This window comes from Paenisporosarcina quisquiliarum, assembly GCF_027563315.1.
GTDB lineage: Bacteria > Bacillota > Bacilli > Bacillales_A > Planococcaceae > Paenisporosarcina > Paenisporosarcina quisquiliarum.
In genome coordinates this window covers 104,978-123,428 of record NZ_JAMKBJ010000005.1, presented here as the reverse complement: position 1 = coordinate 123,428, position 18,451 = coordinate 104,978, and the positions used below count along the sequence as shown (strand labels likewise).

The following is an 18,451-nucleotide window of genomic DNA, read 5'->3' as shown; positions in this document are numbered from 1 at the left end:
TGCCACCCATACTACGATGAGCAGGGAATAAGACACTCCCCATCTCCTACTAAGTTAATAACAAATTTTTAAAATATAAGATTTTGAAGGGTTTAATTAACAAATAATTAAAAACAAAGGATCATGTGAATAGTTCTTCCTTACAGGTAAAATTAACTTGTTTGAAAAAACAAATATTTGTTAAAAAGGGAGATCTGATGAAAAAAATCGTTAGAATTATTGCATCTGTAGGTTTAATGTTAGCTTTACTAATCCCAACGGTATCGCCGGAAAAGATTGCTCAGGCTGCTACGACCGGGGAAATTGTCATTAATGAAATCGCATGGATGGGAACAACCGTCGATTATAATGATGAATGGATCGAGCTTTACAATAATTCAAGTGCTTCCATATCTTTGAATGGGTGGACATTGGCTACTGCTGATGGAACTCCGGCTATTTCTTTAACAGGAACCATTCCTGCAAATGGCTACTTTATTCTTGAAAGAACAGATGATGCAACGATTTCTGAAGTCTCTGCTAACCAGATTTATAGTGGGGTCATGGGTAATACTGGTGAGAATTTTATCTTAAAAGATGCCAGCGGAGCTGTTATTGATCAAGTTGATGCTTGGCATAGTGGTGACAATACCGCAAAAGCGACAATGGAAAGAATTGACCCATTGGCGGCAGGCACAGACGGTACCAATTGGCGTACATCCACAGACACTTACATAGAAGGAATAGGGACTCCTGGAAAAATTAATTCCAAAGAAGCTCAAAATGGAGCCTGCGCTGATACAGCCGAACATTTAAACCAGGTTTCTAATGCTGCTGATGCCATTAATGTTTACTTTAATAAATGTGCACTTGATCAATATGCTTCAGTTAATAATGAAGCCAATTACAATGTGAATCTTGAAAACCGATTGATTGAACGAATTAACGGAGCGCAAACGAGTATTGATTTTGCAACTTATGAAATCAATCTTCCGAAAGTAGTGGATGCACTCCTATTGAAAGCGTCCCAAGGCGTTGATGTTCGAGTCATTGCAGATTCAAAAGATGCGACAGACCCAAGTTACATTGAACGTTTTGAAGAAATGAGACTTTATATAGAAAAAATGGTCCGAGGAAAAGACATGGTCATCGGAACAGCTGATGATGTAACGGTTCTCTCGGAATCACCGATGCTGGCCGTCGAAGATTCAACAAAACGCGGAAGCCATGGACTACCTTCGTCACCAAACGATTTCCCTAAAAAAAATATTATGGTAGGAAGTACTGAAATGACAGGGTACTTATTTGTAGAAGGTGAACAAAAGACTGACGGCAGCTATTACTCTCCTTCAACCCAAATGCATAATAAATTCGCTATTATCGATGACAAATGGGTATTTACCGGTAGTTGGAATTTCACTGTTACAGGTCTTTACGGATCAGATGAAAATATGGCTAATGGTGTTCTTGATGGCAACCAACAACATGTAGTAGAAGTAAACTCTCCTGATATGGCTCAAATTTATGAAACAGAGTTCAATGAAATGTGGGGCACTAATACATTGACTCCCGATCTTCAGATTTCCAATTTTAGCTCACGAAAAATTGATAATACTACTCATCAAGTTACAGTTGGTGGTAAAAACATCGAAGTGTATTTCTCACCTGGTGACAATGCAGTTGCTAGAATGGTCGATCTGATTAAAACAGAAGCGGATTATAAAACCTACTTCACCATATTTGCTTGGAGTAGTCAGGAACTTGTAGATGAATTGAAAAACAAGTGGGAAGGTTCTTATGAAGACCAGCAAGGAACTCTAACCGGGTTCGATGTAAAAGGTGTGTTTGACAGCAGCTTCTGGACCCAATGGTGGTCAGCAAGTATCGAAATGACTGGCCAAACCGTAACAGGAAGTGTCAACAATCCAAATACACGCTGGGCAAATCCCGCACCGGTTTACAAAGATGCTGAATCTCGCAAGCTGCACAGCAAAACGATGATTGTTGATGCCGATACAGATAGCGATCCAACGGTCATTGTGGGTTCTACTAATTGGAGTACAAACGGTGAAGACATCAATGATGAGAATTTACTTATCATTCATGATCAAGCGATTACGAATCAATTCTTACAGGAATTCAATGCACGTTATTCACTGGCGGGCGGTACGATTAACACGCCTTAAAAATAGTAACTGGAAAATAGGAAGTAGCCGAGTTTGTTTCTTCGGCTACTTTTTTATATGCATGTAAATTCGCTTTGCAGATTTTCTTGAAAACTAACTTGCATAAAAAATGAGCGATGACTTAGTCACCGCTCATTTTTTCACTCTATAGGAACTACTGAACGTATCGTAATTCTACAGAAACAATATAAACTTGCTCATAGTTAGTGGCTTTCTTCAAATCTTCTTTAGTTTCAATGTTTTGTAAAATGGACATTTCGTCTGAACTAGAGTAAGCAATAGAATAGATTATTTTTCTTTCTCCAATCACCAATGCCCCTAATTCGATTCCGCCAGATGTGGATCCTAAATTCATTCTTTCCCGTTCATCTGTAGGTTGAGGAAAAGCAACTGATGACATACCTGACTCATTCATGATGGAAGTGATCCAATTATCCTCGTTCTTATTGACTTGTTGGAGAACAGCAAGTCTTAAACTGTCTTGATTTTCTACAATCCGATCTGTCAATTCTGTAATTTGACGGACAAACTTCCCTTTTTCATAATAGTCGATTGTCACAACAATTTCTTTTGCCGCTTCATTCTTCAATTCCAGATCATAGACCATGGAATGTTGACTGGAAAGAGAAAGCAGATTCTCTTCGAAATTGGTCAATTCAGAACGCTTAATTTCAGCATCTCCACTTTTTGATTCCCCTGAACAAGCGCTTAACAGGAATACCATGAGAATGCCAAGTGTTAAATACTTCATTCCAATCCCGCCTTTTATAAAATCATCCTCAATGCGTGCATGTTAATATACGTTACCAAATACTTCCTTATAACAATACTAAACCATGATTACAACTCCATTTCAAGCTGTCCTCATCCAAAAGCAGTAGCATTCTTTCATCCTTATGTACATATGGTTTGGGGTAAGTGATTTTGTACAATACATTTGAGGTGTTGAGAATGAAGATTCTAAAAATCGTGTTGGAAACCGTGAACATTCACGAAATGAAAAAGTTTTATACGGAAACTTTGGAGATGCCGATTGTTCGGGAAAAGCAAAGTTTCTTTACCGTAAGAGCCGGACATTCACTTATTACATTCCAGCAAACCAACAGTGTTGAGGCTCCTTTTTACCATTTTGCATTAAAAACGAGTCTTTCTTTTTATGATTATATGTTTAAGAAACTAAGTGATTTGAAAGTGAACATCTTACCGAATTCTGATGGGGAATTGAGTGGCTATTGGAAAGGGAAACAAGTGTACTTTACAGATCCGGATGGGAATATTGTGGAGATCCTGGAGCGGGAAATTCCTGAGAGTGACGAGCAATCGGGATGGGTTGATGTTTGTGAAGTCGGGCTTCCTTCGGACAACGTTGAGGACATGAGTAAATTCTTATCATCGATTAAGAATATAAATCGACCTGAATCAGATATCTTTAGGTTTTATGGTGATGAAACCGGGAATTTTGTTTTGGTCAAAGAAGGCCGGCATTGGTATCCGACAGATCGACCTGCTACGATTCATCCAATCATAGTCGAAGTTGAAGGGGATCAATATCAAGAATTAAAACATCCAATTTTGCCGATTACAGTAAAGGTGAAAAAACCATGGTCAAGTACACTTCCTGTAGTACAAATGAGAATCGCAAGACCGACAGATCAACTAGATAAGGTGATTGACTTTTATGAAGCAGGCCTGGGGCTAAAGAGGGTCGGGGAGTTTTGGGACCATGACGGATATGACGGGGTGATGTTCGGGCTGCCCGACAAGAATTATCACTTGGAGTTTACGAGTCATGTATCAGGTACACCATGCCCAGCACCAACTAAAGACAATTTACTTGTTCTTTATTTACCGAATTGGGAAGTCATTACCGATGTTGCGAACAGATTAGAGAAGATGGGATACCCAGAGGTTGAAGCGGAAAATCCTTATTGGGGAGACGATAGTATTACCATTGAAGATCCAGATGGATGGCGTGTTGTCCTATTTTGTTCGACTGGGTTGTAGCTTTTAATAGAGAAAGGAGCGATGACGGTTGTCATCGCTCTATTTATGAATTATCGCTTTCTTCTCATCGATACATTTTCGTTCACCATAGAATACATGGCTTCTACACCTACTTCAGATGCTACAAAATCGTATGCATTTTCTGCATGGATGCCCAAGCTGCTTGCTTCCTTTGCTGCATCCATGTTGGCTCCGATGAAAATGAACTCCCATTTATGTTTCTCTTCCTTAAGCGAAATTAGCTTTTTCACTTTTTCATGCGTAAATTCACGGCTTGCATTTTCCATTCCGTCTGTTGTGATGACGAAAATGACTTTCCCCGGTTTAAGCTCTTCAGATGTTTTTGTCAATCTGCGGTCGACATCCAAAATAGTCTTTCCGACTGCATCCAGCAAAGCAGTTGAACCACGTACATAATAATCTTCCTGTGTTAGCTTTGCACCAGCTGCATTAATACCGTTCCACAGAATTTCATATTCGTTGTCAAATAGGACAGTCGTTAGTGATACTTCACCATCAAGTTCACATTGCTTTTCAATAAACGAGTTAAACCCACCAATTGTATCTTTTTCAAGTCCAGACATCGAGCCACTTCGGTCAAGCAGAAAAATAATTTCTGTACGATTGTTAATCAAAGTCATCATCCTCTTTCATTTGTTGGTAAGATAATCATAACCAGTATTTAAAATGATTTGGTCGCCTGCAAAGCGACATTTTAGGAGGCGGATGTTTTGCTCAATCCACAAATTTTAAATGACATAGAAGTGTACATTCAAAACCACTTACATAACGAGACATTAAACTACAAACTGGAAGCTCCAATGGATATGGAATACATGCGACAATCTGAAAGTATCACCATCGATTTGGAAGACTATATAAACAATCACCGGAAGCCCACATTAAACCAAGTGTTATTTCGTTTGATTGATGATTCAGGTGAAAGTGATGTCGACATTTACAAAAAAGCGGGAATCGATCGGAAGCTATTTTCGAAGATACGCTCCAATCCTGATTATCGTCCAAGTAAAAACACCACCATTGCGCTTGCTTTGGCGTTACAGCTGGATATTGGTGACACGGAAGAGCTTTTAAGTGCAGCGGGCTACTCGTTATCGGACAGCAACGTCTTCGATTTGGTCATCCAATATTGTCTAGAACATCACATCCACGACATTTATTCAGTCAATGTAGCGTTAGATCACTTCAATCAAAAATGTTTGTAAGGATAATTGCAGAAGTGATATCAGCGTCTTTCATTTCATAGCATAAGGAAATAAAATTCGGAGGTGGGTGTCCATATGTACGATCCAACCATTTTTGAGAACTTAAAAGTGGCAATTGAAAATCAGGTGTACGACCTGGATAATCTGGAGCGCATAATCGATATCACGAACCGGGACGATCGGATGGATTTTTCCGTGATGGCTAGGGATTTTGCTATTGAGTTTACGCTTGTCGATCATGATAACGTCACAGCGGAAATTGTGTTGAAAGCATCTTTGGAAGATCTGGCAGCGGAGATTTTGGAGAAGCCTGACGCGAATCCTGGTTGTTTCTTGATCTTAAGATTTTACAAGCAGGTTCAAAATGTAACGGAACAGTGCAAGAACATTGAACTAGCACTAAACGGTATATGGGAGGAAGACGTTTACATTACCCAAACGCTGAGTTTCGTGTATGGTCATGAATCATCTAGTTATATGAACATGATTGAAGTGGTATTTAACCATAAAATCAATGAGGATCATATAAGTGAAATTCCGGAATTTCTTGATCATGTGTTGGAAACGTTGGTTGTGTTGAACGATATTTAGCTGTTAAGGACGCGGGACTTGATTTTGTACAACCTGGAGAGTGATTCTGTCAACCTGGAATAGCAAAGCTTCAACCTGTAGAGGGATTCTGTCTACCTGGATAGCCAAAGCTTCAACCTGGAATGACAAACTGTCTAGCTGGTCACGAAATCAATCGAAAGCGAATAATAGTTAAACACAAAAAGCAGTTAGGAGTAGCTACTCCTAACTGCTTTTCTCTATGCTTCACCATTTCTTGCTTTCATCCAAATCCATCTTGAATTACAGGTCGTACGCAGACTCTCATCTTTGATAAATCCTACTCCAGAATAGCATTTTAGAGCACGGCTATTCTCTGGCTCGATTCTTAAATAAATCCATGGATAAGGAAATGCCATGCACTCTTTTTGCAACATCCGCACAAGTTGTTTGCCGATTCCTTGGTTGCGATAGGAAGGGTGAACAATCAAGTGAGCCAGTTCCAAGTCCCTTTCTTCAACATCTTCCCAAATTTCCCCATAGGCTACCGGTTGGTCTTCCTTCAATAAGATGTAGCCAAATTGGTCAGAAGCTTCATGCCAGCTACGATACATGTCAGCAGAATAAACTTCTTCTCCAGTCGTATAAAAACAATCCGTATCATTTTGTAACCAACCAGCGATTAACGGTTCATCCGATAGTGTGGCACGTATTAATTTCATTACAGTTAGCTCCTTAGCAAGAGGTTGTTACTGTGTACAGTTAGTTAAATTATAAACGATAGCTGTTCGAATAATGAATTTCTATTTCACGTGGGAAAGCATATAATTATTCTGATAAACAAATACAAGATTTATAAACTTACTAGAGATGCTTCTTAAGAAATGAGGACTTTGCAATGTCACAAAAACCTGATGAATCAGGCTTAAATCAACCGGAGCGGATAAAAAGTTATATTGATTCTCCTGAAAAGCAACAACAGCTTTATAGACGAACTTTATGGATTGTAGTCATTTCACAAATATTTGGAGGGGCGGGTCTTGCAGCAGGTATAACCGTCGGTGCACTTCTCGCACAGGATATGCTCGGAACGGATCGTTTTGCAGGAGTTCCGGTCGCCTTGTTTACACTTGGTTCAGCTGGTGCAGCTCTTATAGTAGGGAGGCTTTCTCAACGATTCGGTCGACGTTTTGGACTGGCAACAGGCTTCTTAACCGGTGGAATTGGTGCTGTCGGCGTCGTGATGGCAGCTTTAACGAACAGCATCTTCCTGTTATTTATTTCATTACTTATCTACGGCTTTGGTACTGCGACCAACTTGCAGGCACGTTATGCAGGAACGGACTTGGCAAGTGCCAAACAACGTGGCAAGGCAATTAGTATTGCGATGGTTTCTACCACATTCGGTGCTGTTGCAGGTCCGAACTTAGTGGATGTTATGGGCAGTTTTGCGACTTCCATTGGGGTGCCGGCTCTTGCAGGGCCATTCATTTTAGCAGCCGCTGCTTTTATCGTTGCCGGATTAGTCTTACTCTTATTCCTACGTCCAGATCCGCTTATCGTGGCGAAAGCCATTGCAGAAGATCAGAAAATGAACGAATCTTCGGATCACATTTCACCTGAACCCGTACTTAATAATCGAGGCATTATTTTGGGGGCAACCGTTATGGTGATCACCCAGATGGTCATGGTTGCCATAATGACGATGTCAACAGTACATATGAAGCATCATGGACATGGAGCGGGTGATGTAGGCATGGTTATCGGCTTTCATATCGCTGCTATGTATTTGCCGTCTTTGGTTACTGGAGTTCTTGTAGATAAAGTGGGGCGTATGGGAATCACCATTGCAGCTGGTGTTACGTTGATGGCTGCAGGAATTGTGGCAGCATTCGCTCCTGTAGATTCGTTATCTGGAATCATCCTGGCACTGATTCTTCTTGGACTAGGTTGGAATTTTGGATTAATTAGTGGAACTGCACTCATCGTTGATTCCACAGATCAAACCACTCGTGCGAAGACACAAGGGAAGGTAGATGTGTTAGTAGCTTTAGCTGGAGCAACAGGTGGCGGATTTTCTGGCATGTTATTCGCACAGACTAGTTACGCCACACTTTCTTTAGGAGGGGGCTTCCTGTCATTGTTGCTCATACCTGTTGTAATCTGGTCACGTAAAACAACCAAATAAGATTAAAAGGAGGTCAATTCGTATATGAATTGACCTCCTTTTGTTTATTGAAATTTTGTCTGAAAGGTAATGTAAATTTATGTTAAAATTAATTAAATGAAAATTTAGTCTTCAGGGAGTGAAGCGGTGTGCCAATGGAAGAGGAAACAATGGGAATGTTAATCGGTGGGTTTTCAATTGTAATGGGTCTCTCGTTTATTGTGGTATTGTGGCTCATATTTTCAAAAGAACGTAAGTCTTTTAAAGTTGCATATGCATGGGTACTAGGGTTCTTCGTGTTTTTCAGTTTGGCAATAAGCCAAGCTTTACAGACACTCCGCTTTGATATGAACCATCCGATGGCCTCTGAAGAAATTTCTCTTCGGCTCGGCATTACAGGAGTTTTATGGGCAATCAGTATGTTGTTTTTATTAGTGGGATTAAGCAAGTTTTCTTCTACAATGAAGAAAACACTTGAAACAACATAAAAAGACAGGAGCCATTTTAGCACCTGTCTTTTATTCAATATATCTTTCTTTAACTATCTTATCTTTCATATAGCGGCGAAAGGGATAATGTTTCATCATTCATTATATATTCATGACGTAATTCTAGAACCGAAGCCAGATTTGGAGACAGATGAGTAGAAGAATAGGCGCATACTGAAAGCAATCTTCTTTCTGTAACAAAGGCATCTGCCGTCGATTCAAACTCTTTAAGTAACTCAACATCCGGCTCAGAAGAAGCCCATTCAACGTGAGCCCAAGTTCGAATTGTCGTATTAGTTTCTGTTAACTGCTCAAGATCTTGTTGGAAATGATTCAAAATGGACTGTGTATTAAAATCTCCATTCGATAAGTAATATTCAAAGTTATTCACTAATCGGATTGAAGATTGCTGTTCTTCGCTAAATAGCATATTAATCACAGTTCTTACTTTGGGGAGATTTCTCATATTCTCGATAATTAGAATATGCTGTTTACCTTCAATCCCTGATCGTATGAAAGAAATCAAGTTATTCAAGTAAGCTTCTTCCTCTTGAAACTCATAAAAAACATGACCTACGGTAATTTTCTCAAGTTCTGATTTGTAAAGTGCGTCCATAATTCACCTCTATGAAATTTAAGGAACACAATATCTCAGCTGCATTTCTTTAAAACAGAAATGCTCAAGATAAGTCTAAAAGACCCCTAATTAGTTTGGATTTTAATCACAAGTATAACACGTGAATACAAATGGACATAGGAATTAGTTATTTGGGAATCTTGTGTTAGAAGTCAACAGCTATATAAATGTGGCATTTAGGGGCGTTGAAAACCTTATGATAAATAGATTAATAGTTTGCAAAAATTACATAGATTAAGAGGAGAAATATATGGAAATTAAGTTTCACGAATTTTTAAAAGAAGAATTAACAATTTATGAGATACAAGAAGCTTTAGAAGTTGGTGAAATAACTTCAAAAGAGCTGATTATGTATTATCTATACCAAATAGCAAAATTTGACCAGGATGGTCCAAAATTAAATTCTATTCTTGAGATAAATCCAGATGCAATTTTTATTGCGGAAGCATTGGATATCGAAAGAAAAGCAAAGGGAACGAGGGGGCCTTTACATGGTATACCTGTGGTTCTTAAGGATAACATTGAAACGAAAGATTCTATGCACACGAGTGCCGGGACACTTGCATTAGAAGGTAATGTTGCGAGTGAAGACGCATTTCTTGTTCAAAAACTCCGGGATGCAGGTGCCGTCATTCTAGGTAAATCAAATATGACAGAACTGGCAAATGGCATGTCGAATGAAATGTGGGCAGGTTATAGTTCCAGGGGCGGGCAAGTATTAAATCCTTATGGTGATGCAGACCTTTTTGTCGGTGGATCAAGCTCCGGATCGGCTGTTTCGGTGGCGGCTAATTTCACGGTATTGTCTGTTGGGACTGAGACAGATGCTTCCATTTTGAGTCCTGCGATACAAAACTCAGTCGTGGGAATCAAACCGACAGTGGGTTTAATCAGTCGCACTGGAATCATTCCCTTTACCTATTCACAGGACACAGCGGGACCTTTTGCAAGAACGGTTACAGATGCTGCACTTCTTTTGGGTGCGTTAACAGGTGTCGATAAAAGTGATCCAGCTACTTATAAAAGTGAAGGTATTTCACTAGAGGATTATACGAGATTTTTGGATGCCGATGCGTTAATTGGTGCTCGAATCGGCGTATTTAATAAAGCTTCTGATGAGTATTATGAATCGGGAGAATATGATGAAAAACTGTTTAATCATGCGATTCAAACCATACGTGATGCAGGCGGGGAAGTCTTAGAGAATATTGAAATGCCTTCTTTCAATAGGGAATGGAGTTGGGGCGTACCTATTTATGAAATGAAGCATAGCTTAGGTAATTATCTATCCCAGCTACCGTCCTATGTCCCGGTTCATTCATTCTCAGAATTAATCCAATTCAATAAACAGCATGAACAAAGGGCATTAAAATATGGTCAGGAAAAGTTGGAATATCGAGAGACTTTACCGAACACTTTAAGAAACCCTGAGTATTTAAATGCAAAGTTGGAAGATTTGTATTTCTCTCAGGACATGGGGATTGATTTTACGTTAAAAAAATATAACCTAGATGCAATCATTTTTCCTTCATACATAGGTTCAACAATATGTGCAAAAGCGGGGTATCCATCAATTGCTCTACCTGCTGGATACATGGAAAGTGGAAGACCATTTGGTATCACTTTTGCTGGTACTGCATTTAGTGAAGGAATCCTGATCAAACTTTCTTATGCTTTTGAACAAGCTACAAAACATAGAATTCCTCCTAAATTAAATTAGAGTAAGACACAGGATACAAATTTGAAAGGGAGTTTAATTATGGTCAAATACAAAATAATTTTGTTTGATTTGGACGGAACACTTTCAGATCCAAAAATAGGTATTACCAAATCAGTTCAATATGCATTACAAAAAATGGGCATTATTGAGACGGATCTTAATAAGCTTGTTTGTTTTATTGGTCCACCACTACAAACTTCATTTGCTGAGAATTACAATTTCAATATAGAAAATACAAAAATAGCCATTGATTTTTATAGGGAAAGATTTAAAGAAAAAGGAATGTTTGAAAATAATCTGTATCCATCCATTCCAACTCTGTTGAAGTCACTGAAAGAACTAGGTTTTACTCTAGTAGTTGCGACATCAAAACCAACGGTATTCTCTGAACAAATACTCAATTATTTTAATATCGACGAATATTTTGATCTTGTTGTCGGAAGTAATCTTGATGGAACCCGAGCAGCAAAAACTGAAATTATTCAATACATACTTGATCAATATGACGAACATGAGCTGGAAGATTTTATTATGATTGGTGACCGAGAGCACGATATTATCGGGGCAAATAATAATGGAATTGACTCTATTGGTGTAGCCTATGGATATGGAACTTCTCAAGAACTAAGTCATTCCAATCCTACGTATATGGTCAAAAGTGTGGAACAGTTAAAAGAGATATTGATGGAACCAAGTAAAAAAGAAATAACAAATTTTTAGATTAGGGTACTAATGAAAATAACTGTGGAGGTTTTCTAATGAAAAGTCCTATTTTAAATCAAATCGGCACGGTTTTTATTCCTGTAAGTAACATAGAACAAGCTCGGGATTGGTATTGTGACATTCTAGGTTTACCAGCAGATGGGGATATCCAGTTCGGTCATATTTATGTCATACCTTTGAATGGTACTGGGATTGTTTTGGATAGCAAAATCTTCTCAGAAGATAAAATTATTAAAACACCTTTGTTCCATCTCAATACACTCAATATCGAAGAAGCATATCAGTACATGAAGGAAAAACAGGTTGATTTAATAACAGAAATCGAACATGATCACTATTTTAATTTTCAAGATCCTGATGGAAATCATTTAATGATATGTAAGTGCTAATAAACAGTTTAAAAGGAGAAAAAAATGAGTTATCACATCACAAGAGAAAACAATAATGAGCAAAAAGAGTATGTGAATAATCAGCTATTTTACTATAACTTAGCTCATTTCCCAGAGGATTTAAGAGGCCGATATGAACAAATAAGTTTATTTCTTAAAGATGAAAATGGTCTTGTTCGCGGCGGGTTATTAGGCGAAGTGTGTTGGAACTGGTTAGAGATTCACACATTAATGGTAGATGAAGATATTCGGGAATTTGGATATGGTTCTAAGCTTTTGTCAGAGATCGAGCAGATCGCATTAGAGAAAAAATGCGATTTTATAAAGGTAGATACCTTAAGTTTTCAAGCGCTAGATTTCTATGAAAAAAATGGCTATCAAGTATTCGGAAGTATTGATAATGTGGGCAGAGAATTCAAGCATTATTATTTAAAAAAGGATTTGCACTATTAAAGTAGGAGCTATTAGTTTTGGAAAGGTGAGGTCAAATGATTAAAGCAGTCTTATTTGACTTAGATGGTACATTATTAGACCGGAATCGATCAGTAGAAGACTTTATTGGCGACCAATATGAGCGATTGAATAAATGGTTAGGTCATATTCCCAAAAAACTTTATATGACTAGATTTATTGAGTTAGATAGCCGTGGCTATGTTTGGAAAGATAAAGTATATCAACAGTTAGTCACCGAATTTCAGCTTACTGGGATCGACTGGCCGTATTTACTTGAAGACTATAAAAGTGAATTCAAGAATCATTGTATTCCATTTCCTAATCTCCACCACATGTTCGGAGAATTAAAAAGCAACAACCTTGTTTTAGGCATCATTACAAATGGATATGGTCAGTTTCAGATGAATAATATCAAAGCATTAGGTATTGAAGCATATTTCGAAACCCTCTTAGTATCTGAATGGGAAGGAATTAGAAAACCTGACCCTCAAATATTTATGAGAGCCTTGAATCAACTTAATGTGACCCCAGATCAAAGTGTATTTGTCGGTGATCATCCAGAAAATGATGTGAAAGCAGCCAAAAATGCAGGAATGAAATGTATGTGGAAAAGAGATTCTCAGTGGGATCAAGTCGAAGCGGATTTCATAGTAACTGATTTGGCAGATGTAGCTTCTACCATTATTGATATAAACAGAGAAGCAGCTTTGCGATCGTGCATTGAGAGATTAAGTAAGAATTAATAGTGTTCATTATTTTGTGAATGAAATATATCTAAAGCGAGGTCCCTTATGGAGTTTTATACATTTAACAAAGAAAGTGGTAAGCAGATTTCAAAATTCAATTCGGATTTTATTATGTCTCGTATTATTCAAACTGATAAGGCAACTAATATTGGATGTATGCATTTAGATAAGAACGGAATTGTAGGGTATCACCAAGCCGTTGTACCACAACTCTTATTGATTTTATCTGGAGAAGGTACTGTTCGTAATGACCAAGAAGAATACATAAAAGTCCAGGCTGGAGAAGCAGTGTTTTGGGAGAAGGATGAGTGGCACGAAACGAAAACAACTGAAGGATTAACGGCCATTGTCATTGAAAGTTTCGAATTAAATCCCTCTTTATTTATGCCAGTACAGAAAGAGATTTAGTATTGTAACCGATGTTGTACATTGAGCAAAAGATGGGTGGTATATAAAAATGAGAATTCAAAAAGCAACATTAAATGAGCTTGATTTGCTAACCGAACTATTTGATTTATACAGGTTATTCTATGAACAGAAATCTGATCTTGAAGGAGCAAGAGAATTTTTAAGAGAAAGAATGATTAACGAAGAGTCAGTAGTATTTATTGCATTTCATGAGAATAATCCCGTTGGTTTCGTTCAGCTTTATCCAACATTCTCTTCAGTAAGTATGCAGCGGTCATGGATTTTAAATGATTTATATGTGAAAGAAAATGCTCGTAAAAAAGGGTTTGCTGAGAAATTAATAATGAAGGCAATTCATTTTGCAGAGGAAAAAGGTGCAAAAGGAGTTTCTCTTGAGACAGGTAAGGAAAACATTACCGCACAAAGACTGTACGAGAAAATTGGATTTATAAAAGAGTCAAATAGTTTTTACTACTTTTCAATTTAGTTATATACCCATCGGATTTAGAAAAAAATGGAGGTAACTGTAATGGAATATAAGTGGCTTGAATGGGCGAAACAACTTCAATCCATTGCACAAGTGGGATTGAGTTATTCAAATGATGTGTATGACTTGGAACGATTTGAATTAATTAGGCAAATAAGCATTGAAATGATGTCAGTTCAAACTGGAATGGATAAGGAAAATATTAAAGACTTATTTGCAAATGAAACGGGTTACGCTACCCCAAAAGTGGATATCAGGGCGGTTATTTTTAAAGATAATAAGATATTAATGGTACGAGAGAAGCTGGATGGAGATTGGTCATTGCCAGGTGGTTGGGCTGACATTGGGTTGTCTCCAAGTGAAGTGGCAATCAAAGAAGTAAAAGAAGAATCAGGATTTGACGTGAAAGCTACTAAGTTGTTGGCTGTTCTTGATAAGAAGTGCCATCCCCATCCCCCATCTCCTTTTCATGTTTATAAAATTTTTATTCAATGTGAAATAATTGGTGGCCAACCAGTAAAGGGGATAGAAACCACTGCTGTTGAATTCTTTTCTGAAAACGAAATACCGCCACTATCAATAGCTCGAAATACGAAAACACAAATTGAGATGGCTTTTAAGAATCTAACAAATACCAAAGAATTTGTCTATCTTGATTAAGTCGAAAAGGGCTGAATTAATTTGTTTGAAAATAGGCTACTATTCCTAATCAAAAAAATAAAATGCATGTTAAAGGTTAATTTTAGGGGTTGGAACTGAATGGAAGATTGCATACTTTCAAGTTTGAACGAAATTCCAAATGTTAAGGAAGGTCAAAGGTTTATTCTTGGAATTGATTGTTTAAGTCGTTCTGGAAAAACAACTTTTGTAAAAAAATTTGAACAGCATTTCCAAGAAAAAGATATACCATTGTGCATTTTACATATTGATGACTACATTGTTGTGAGAAATCAACGTTATAACACTGGCCGTGAAGAGTGGTACGAATATTACCATCTGCAATGGGATACGGAGTGGCTAAAAGATCACTTGTTCAAAAAACTTAAATCGTCCAGGGAACTACATTTACTTACATATGATTATTCATCCGATACACAAAAATCACAAGTCGTTAGATTACCTGAAACATGTCTAATTATCATTGAAGGTGTATTCCTACAACGGAAAGCGTGGAGAAGTTTTTACGATTATATGATTTACTTGGATTGTCCGAGAGAGAAAAGATTTAATCGTGAAAGTGAAACAACACAGATGAATATCGAGAAATTTAGAACTCGATATTGGAAAGCAGAAGACTATTATTTGAAGACTGAATTTCCTAAGAAACAAGCAGATATGGTATTCCAAAATTAATTTTGGGCATGAGTGAAAATCGGAGAGCTGCTAAAACAGCTCTTTTTTCTTATCATCAGGAAAGAAACTTTAACAAAGTGAGGTACACCTATTGAAACTAACGAAATATACAGTGGAAACATCTAAAGGAAAGCTACAATACAATATTTGCGAAAACGGCAAACCAAATATTGTGTTGATTAATGGTGGTTCAGGACCAATCGAAGGTTGGATGAAAGTGCTACCGGAAATTTCGGAGTCATCATCTGTATTTTCTTATAATCGCTTTGGAGTTAGTGGTAGTGATAAGCCCCAAGAGGCACAAGATGGACGTACGATTATTAAAACTCTTCGCGAAGCTTTAACAATCGTGGGATTTGAACCTCCATTTTTATTAGTTGGGCATTCCTTAGGTGGATTATATGCAAATTTGTATGCTCGACTTTATCCAGAAGAGATATCGGGAGTAGTCTTTTTAGAATCCAGCCACCCGAAAGATTTAAGTCTAAATCAATATCAAGGTAAGTCCGTACGAGCAATCAATAAAATGTTTACACTGTTTGATTCCTTGTCCTCACATAAACAATTCAATGAAGTTCATTTTGTGAATGAAACTGTGGATCAAATTCAACAAATAGATGCTTTCCCCGAAATACCTGTATTTGTCGTTACGGGTGGAAAAGAAAATCGAATGATGCCAGAGGTTATTCGGAAAAAACGACTGGCGAATCAACTAGAACTACTGACACTGTCTAAAAATAGTAAACACATTATAGCGAGAAAAAGCGGACATTTCCCCCAATTATCAGAGCCCACAGTCGTCATTGAAGCGATTAAAGATTGTGTAAAACAAATACAAACGAACACACGAAATTATATTAAGTAGTGTGCGAAAGTCGGTGGGATATTTTGAGAGACAGAGCAGGAGTAATTTTAGTAGAAAACAATCACGTTGCGCTGATTAAAAGAATTAGGAACGATTCTGTTTATTATGTTTTCCCTGGTGGTGGAATTGACGAGGGAGAAGATCCTAAAACAGCGGCAAAAAGAGAAGCCTTTGAGGAATTAGGTGTAACAGTAAATATTAGTGAGTGTGTTTCAAAGGTTGAGTTTAACGGTACACAATACTTTTTCTTAGCTGAAATTTTTGACGGAACTTTTGGCACAGGACAGGGTGAAGAATACACCGGTGTAAATAGTGATAGAGGTACATATTTGCCAACATGGATTGATATTGAAAACCTATCCAACCTTGACGTTAAGCCTAGAGAAGTAGCTATAAAAGTCCAGTCCATCTTTAATAACAGCACAGACTATTTTTTTAGGGAGTGATATATATTGCAATATTTTATTGGGATTGTACCTTCAGATGAATACAAAATAAAACTAATAGAATTTCAGCAGAGATGGGAAAATAACCGAATAACAGATGTTGTCGAACCACATATCACGCTGAAGGCGCAAGGTGGATTATCATTAGATGAAGAGTGGTTAGGTAAAGTTAGAGAAGTATGTCATAACTTTAAACCCTTTCAAATAACACTGGATCAACCAATGTTCTTCGGTGATGACATTCTTTATTTAAGTGCAAATTCAAAAGAATTGTTGGAATTACATAAAAGTATTGTTCATGAAGTTTCTCCTTCCAAGGACTTAATTAAAAAGTATTTTGAACTCGATGACTTTGTGCCACATATGACTATAGGGAAAACAACTTATGGTTTATCAAAGTTGGAACTTATAGACATGAAAGAATTAGCAGAGAAAGAACTTAGTCCTTTTCCAACTTTCGATGTTAGATTTGTAAGGGTTTATCAAGAGAGTGAAACAAATAAATATATAAAGTATTTAGACATACCTTTAAATTGTTCAAATTAACCCTTTACAAGTTTAATAGGATACAAAAGAAAAGCTCAGTCCCAAATGGACCGAGCTTTTCTGCGATTTCAGTGAAATTTTTAATCAAACAAATTCATACTCAAGTAACGTTCTCCAGTATCCGGCGCAATGCACAGCACTTTTTTGCCTTTGCCTAAACGTTTAGCGATGTCGATAGCTGCGAATACGGCAGCACCGGCAGAAGGTCCAACAAAAACGCCTTCTTCGCGTGCCAGTTTTTTAAACATATCAATTGCTTCGTCATCTTCGATTTGCATAATTTCATCGTAAACTTCTGTATTCAAAATATCGGGTATAAATCCTGGGCTTGTCCCGACCAACTTGTGCTTACCTGGTTGCCCACCAGACAATACGGGCGATCCTTTTGGTTCAACAACGATGACATACAAACCGGGTAGATTTTCTTTCAACGTTTCGCCTGTACCTGTGATGGTTCCACCTGTGCCTGCTGTTGCCACGAAAGCATCCAGTTCACCATTCATTTGGTCCAGGATTTCCAATGCAGTAGTTGTCCGGTGGATATCCGGATTTGCTGTATTTTCGAATTGTTGCGGAATAAAACTGTTCGGAATTTCATTTTTTAATTCCAGTGCTTTTTTAATGGCACCAGGCATTTTTTCTTCGTTTGGCGTCAATACGACCTCGGCACCGAACGCTTTTAAAAGGTTGATGCGTTCCTGAGTAGCATTATCCGGAAGCACCAAAATAGCCTTGTAGCCTTTAGCCGCAGCCACCATCGCAAGGCCGATTCCGGTATTGCCGCTAGTTGGCTCAATAATCGTCGCTCCAGCGTGAATCAACCCTTGTTCTTCTGCAAGTTTGATCATATTGTTGGCCGCACGGTCTTTAACACTTTTGGTTGGATTGAACATTTCCAGCTTTACATAGACGTCTGCTGCTCCTTCTGGAACAATTCTATTTAACTTGACGACAGGGGTATCCCCAATCAAATCGGTTATATTATTAACAGGTTTCATATATATAACAACCTTCCACTAAGTAATACTTTCATCCTTCTATTGTAGTACATACAAGGCAACACGGGCTATTAAGAGGAT

General features: G+C 37.8%; 23 protein-coding genes and 1 pseudogene. 19 read left to right on the top strand and 5 right to left on the bottom strand.

Annotated features, from left to right (window positions below):
- Positions 1-197: 197 nt before the first annotated feature.
- The gene (locus M9R32_RS07915; protein ID WP_269926187.1) at positions 198-2,165 is read left to right on the top strand and encodes a phospholipase D-like domain-containing protein; all 1,968 of its coding nucleotides are present in this window, start codon (positions 198-200) and stop codon (positions 2,163-2,165) included.
- A 154-nt stretch (positions 2,166-2,319) separates the two neighbouring features.
- On the opposite strand, the gene M9R32_RS07910 is transcribed toward M9R32_RS07915, so the two are convergent.
- Positions 2,320-2,916, bottom strand: a complete 597-nt coding sequence (locus M9R32_RS07910; RefSeq protein ID WP_269926186.1) for a hypothetical protein — start codon at positions 2,914-2,916, stop codon at positions 2,320-2,322.
- Between the two features lie 200 nt (positions 2,917-3,116).
- Here M9R32_RS07910 and M9R32_RS07905 point away from each other — a divergent pair.
- A pseudogene (locus M9R32_RS07905) lies at positions 3,117-3,440 on the top strand (VOC family protein); the annotation flags it as partial.
- Between the two features lie 354 nt (positions 3,441-3,794).
- Positions 3,795-4,169, top strand: coding sequence for a VOC family protein (locus M9R32_RS07900; protein WP_269926280.1), 375 nt, complete (start codon positions 3,795-3,797; stop codon positions 4,167-4,169).
- Positions 4,170-4,219: 50 nt separating this feature from the next.
- Here the strand turns inward: M9R32_RS07900 and M9R32_RS07895 are convergent, their stop codons facing one another.
- Positions 4,220-4,810, bottom strand: coding sequence for a vWA domain-containing protein (locus M9R32_RS07895; protein WP_269926279.1), 591 nt, complete (start codon positions 4,808-4,810; stop codon positions 4,220-4,222).
- A gap of 90 nt (positions 4,811-4,900) precedes the next feature.
- On the opposite strand from M9R32_RS07895, the gene M9R32_RS07890 reads away from it, so the two are divergent.
- Both M9R32_RS07890 and M9R32_RS07885 read left to right on the top strand, forming a co-directional pair.
- A complete protein-coding gene (locus tag M9R32_RS07890) occupies positions 4,901-5,395 on the top strand; it encodes a hypothetical protein (protein WP_269926185.1) in 495 nt (164 codons plus the stop codon).
- Positions 5,396-5,470: 75 nt separating this feature from the next.
- Positions 5,471-5,986, top strand: a complete 516-nt coding sequence (locus M9R32_RS07885; RefSeq protein WP_269926184.1) for a hypothetical protein — start codon at positions 5,471-5,473, stop codon at positions 5,984-5,986.
- Positions 5,987-6,204: 218 nt separating this feature from the next.
- Here M9R32_RS07885 and M9R32_RS07880 read toward each other — a convergent pair whose 3' ends face one another.
- Positions 6,205-6,666: a GNAT family N-acetyltransferase gene (locus M9R32_RS07880; protein ID WP_269926183.1), complete on the bottom strand. Its 462-nt coding sequence runs from the start codon at positions 6,664-6,666 to the stop codon at positions 6,205-6,207.
- Positions 6,667-6,842: 176 nt separating this feature from the next.
- On the opposite strand from M9R32_RS07880, the gene M9R32_RS07875 reads away from it, so the two are divergent.
- Together M9R32_RS07875 and M9R32_RS07870 are read left to right on the top strand one after the other, a co-directional pair.
- Positions 6,843-8,132, top strand: coding sequence for an MFS transporter (locus tag M9R32_RS07875; protein WP_269926182.1), 1,290 nt, complete (start codon positions 6,843-6,845; stop codon positions 8,130-8,132).
- Between the two features lie 134 nt (positions 8,133-8,266).
- Entirely contained in the window at positions 8,267-8,599 is a 333-nt protein-coding gene (locus tag M9R32_RS07870; protein WP_269926278.1) for a hypothetical protein, read from the top strand.
- A 58-nt stretch (positions 8,600-8,657) separates the two neighbouring features.
- On the opposite strand, the gene M9R32_RS07865 is transcribed toward M9R32_RS07870, so the two are convergent.
- Entirely contained in the window at positions 8,658-9,215 is a 558-nt protein-coding gene (locus tag M9R32_RS07865) for an MEDS domain-containing protein (RefSeq protein WP_269926181.1), read from the bottom strand.
- A gap of 271 nt (positions 9,216-9,486) precedes the next feature.
- Between M9R32_RS07865 and M9R32_RS07860 the strand changes: the two genes are divergently transcribed.
- The 12 genes from M9R32_RS07860 (at position 9,487) to M9R32_RS07805 (ending at position 17,372) form a co-directional block, all read left to right on the top strand.
- Positions 9,487-10,956 (top strand): amidase family protein, encoded by a 1,470-nt coding sequence (locus tag M9R32_RS07860; protein WP_269926180.1) that lies wholly within the window; start codon positions 9,487-9,489, stop codon positions 10,954-10,956.
- 39 nt (positions 10,957-10,995) lie between these two features.
- Positions 10,996-11,676 (top strand): HAD family hydrolase, encoded by a 681-nt coding sequence (locus M9R32_RS07855; RefSeq protein WP_269926179.1) that lies wholly within the window; start codon positions 10,996-10,998, stop codon positions 11,674-11,676.
- Between the two features lie 38 nt (positions 11,677-11,714).
- The gene (locus M9R32_RS07850; protein ID WP_269926178.1) at positions 11,715-12,068 is read left to right on the top strand and encodes a VOC family protein; all 354 of its coding nucleotides are present in this window, start codon (positions 11,715-11,717) and stop codon (positions 12,066-12,068) included.
- A gap of 24 nt (positions 12,069-12,092) precedes the next feature.
- Positions 12,093-12,521, top strand: coding sequence for a GNAT family N-acetyltransferase (locus M9R32_RS07845; protein WP_269926177.1), 429 nt, complete (start codon positions 12,093-12,095; stop codon positions 12,519-12,521).
- A gap of 35 nt (positions 12,522-12,556) precedes the next feature.
- Entirely contained in the window at positions 12,557-13,264 is a 708-nt protein-coding gene (locus M9R32_RS07840) for an HAD family hydrolase (protein ID WP_269926176.1), read from the top strand.
- A 48-nt stretch (positions 13,265-13,312) separates the two neighbouring features.
- Positions 13,313-13,675: a cupin domain-containing protein gene (locus M9R32_RS07835; protein ID WP_269926175.1), complete on the top strand. Its 363-nt coding sequence runs from the start codon at positions 13,313-13,315 to the stop codon at positions 13,673-13,675.
- A 49-nt stretch (positions 13,676-13,724) separates the two neighbouring features.
- The gene (locus M9R32_RS07830) at positions 13,725-14,162 is read left to right on the top strand and encodes a GNAT family N-acetyltransferase (RefSeq protein WP_269926174.1); all 438 of its coding nucleotides are present in this window, start codon (positions 13,725-13,727) and stop codon (positions 14,160-14,162) included.
- A gap of 42 nt (positions 14,163-14,204) precedes the next feature.
- Positions 14,205-14,822, top strand: a complete 618-nt coding sequence (locus tag M9R32_RS07825) for an NUDIX hydrolase (RefSeq protein WP_269926173.1) — start codon at positions 14,205-14,207, stop codon at positions 14,820-14,822.
- A gap of 99 nt (positions 14,823-14,921) precedes the next feature.
- Positions 14,922-15,515, top strand: a complete 594-nt coding sequence (locus M9R32_RS07820; protein WP_269926172.1) for a kinase — start codon at positions 14,922-14,924, stop codon at positions 15,513-15,515.
- Positions 15,516-15,606: 91 nt separating this feature from the next.
- Entirely contained in the window at positions 15,607-16,380 is a 774-nt protein-coding gene (locus tag M9R32_RS07815) for an alpha/beta fold hydrolase (RefSeq protein WP_269926171.1), read from the top strand.
- A 23-nt stretch (positions 16,381-16,403) separates the two neighbouring features.
- A complete protein-coding gene (locus tag M9R32_RS07810; RefSeq protein WP_269926170.1) occupies positions 16,404-16,826 on the top strand; it encodes an NUDIX hydrolase in 423 nt (140 codons plus the stop codon).
- Positions 16,827-16,832: 6 nt separating this feature from the next.
- A complete protein-coding gene (locus M9R32_RS07805) occupies positions 16,833-17,372 on the top strand; it encodes a 2'-5' RNA ligase family protein (protein WP_269926169.1) in 540 nt (179 codons plus the stop codon).
- Between the two features lie 80 nt (positions 17,373-17,452).
- Here the strand turns inward: M9R32_RS07805 and cysK are convergent, their stop codons facing one another.
- Positions 17,453-18,370 (bottom strand): cysteine synthase A, encoded by a 918-nt coding sequence (gene cysK / locus M9R32_RS07800; RefSeq protein WP_269926168.1) that lies wholly within the window; start codon positions 18,368-18,370, stop codon positions 17,453-17,455.
- Positions 18,371-18,451: the final 81 nt, after the last annotated feature.

Bases quoted from the DNA above. Each gene is read 5' to 3' on its own strand.
- M9R32_RS07855 (WP_269926179.1), top strand. From the start codon at position 10,996: ATGGTCAAATACAAAATAATTTTGTTTGATTTGGACGGAACACTTTCA.
- M9R32_RS07850 (WP_269926178.1), top strand. From the start codon at position 11,715: ATGAAAAGTCCTATTTTAAATCAAATCGGCACGGTTTTTATTCCTGTA.
- M9R32_RS07820 (WP_269926172.1), top strand. From the start codon at position 14,922: ATGGAAGATTGCATACTTTCAAGTTTGAACGAAATTCCAAATGTTAAG.
- M9R32_RS07845 (WP_269926177.1), top strand. From the start codon at position 12,093: ATGAGTTATCACATCACAAGAGAAAACAATAATGAGCAAAAAGAGTAT.
- M9R32_RS07875 (WP_269926182.1), top strand. From the start codon at position 6,843: ATGTCACAAAAACCTGATGAATCAGGCTTAAATCAACCGGAGCGGATA.
- M9R32_RS07830 (WP_269926174.1), top strand. From the start codon at position 13,725: ATGAGAATTCAAAAAGCAACATTAAATGAGCTTGATTTGCTAACCGAA.
- M9R32_RS07840 (WP_269926176.1), top strand. From the start codon at position 12,557: ATGATTAAAGCAGTCTTATTTGACTTAGATGGTACATTATTAGACCGG.
- M9R32_RS07895 (WP_269926279.1), bottom strand. From the start codon at position 4,810: ATGACTTTGATTAACAATCGTACAGAAATTATTTTTCTGCTTGACCGA.
- M9R32_RS07910 (WP_269926186.1), bottom strand. From the start codon at position 2,916: ATGAAGTATTTAACACTTGGCATTCTCATGGTATTCCTGTTAAGCGCT.
- M9R32_RS07860 (WP_269926180.1), top strand. From the start codon at position 9,487: ATGGAAATTAAGTTTCACGAATTTTTAAAAGAAGAATTAACAATTTAT.
- M9R32_RS07900 (WP_269926280.1), top strand. From the start codon at position 3,795: ATGAGAATCGCAAGACCGACAGATCAACTAGATAAGGTGATTGACTTT.
- M9R32_RS07885 (WP_269926184.1), top strand. From the start codon at position 5,471: ATGTACGATCCAACCATTTTTGAGAACTTAAAAGTGGCAATTGAAAAT.
- M9R32_RS07880 (WP_269926183.1), bottom strand. From the start codon at position 6,666: ATGAAATTAATACGTGCCACACTATCGGATGAACCGTTAATCGCTGGT.
- M9R32_RS07865 (WP_269926181.1), bottom strand. From the start codon at position 9,215: ATGGACGCACTTTACAAATCAGAACTTGAGAAAATTACCGTAGGTCAT.
- M9R32_RS07835 (WP_269926175.1), top strand. From the start codon at position 13,313: ATGGAGTTTTATACATTTAACAAAGAAAGTGGTAAGCAGATTTCAAAA.
- M9R32_RS07915 (WP_269926187.1), top strand. From the start codon at position 198: ATGAAAAAAATCGTTAGAATTATTGCATCTGTAGGTTTAATGTTAGCT.
- M9R32_RS07825 (WP_269926173.1), top strand. From the start codon at position 14,205: ATGGAATATAAGTGGCTTGAATGGGCGAAACAACTTCAATCCATTGCA.
- cysK (WP_269926168.1), bottom strand. From the start codon at position 18,370: ATGAAACCTGTTAATAATATAACCGATTTGATTGGGGATACCCCTGTC.
- M9R32_RS07870 (WP_269926278.1), top strand. From the start codon at position 8,267: ATGGAAGAGGAAACAATGGGAATGTTAATCGGTGGGTTTTCAATTGTA.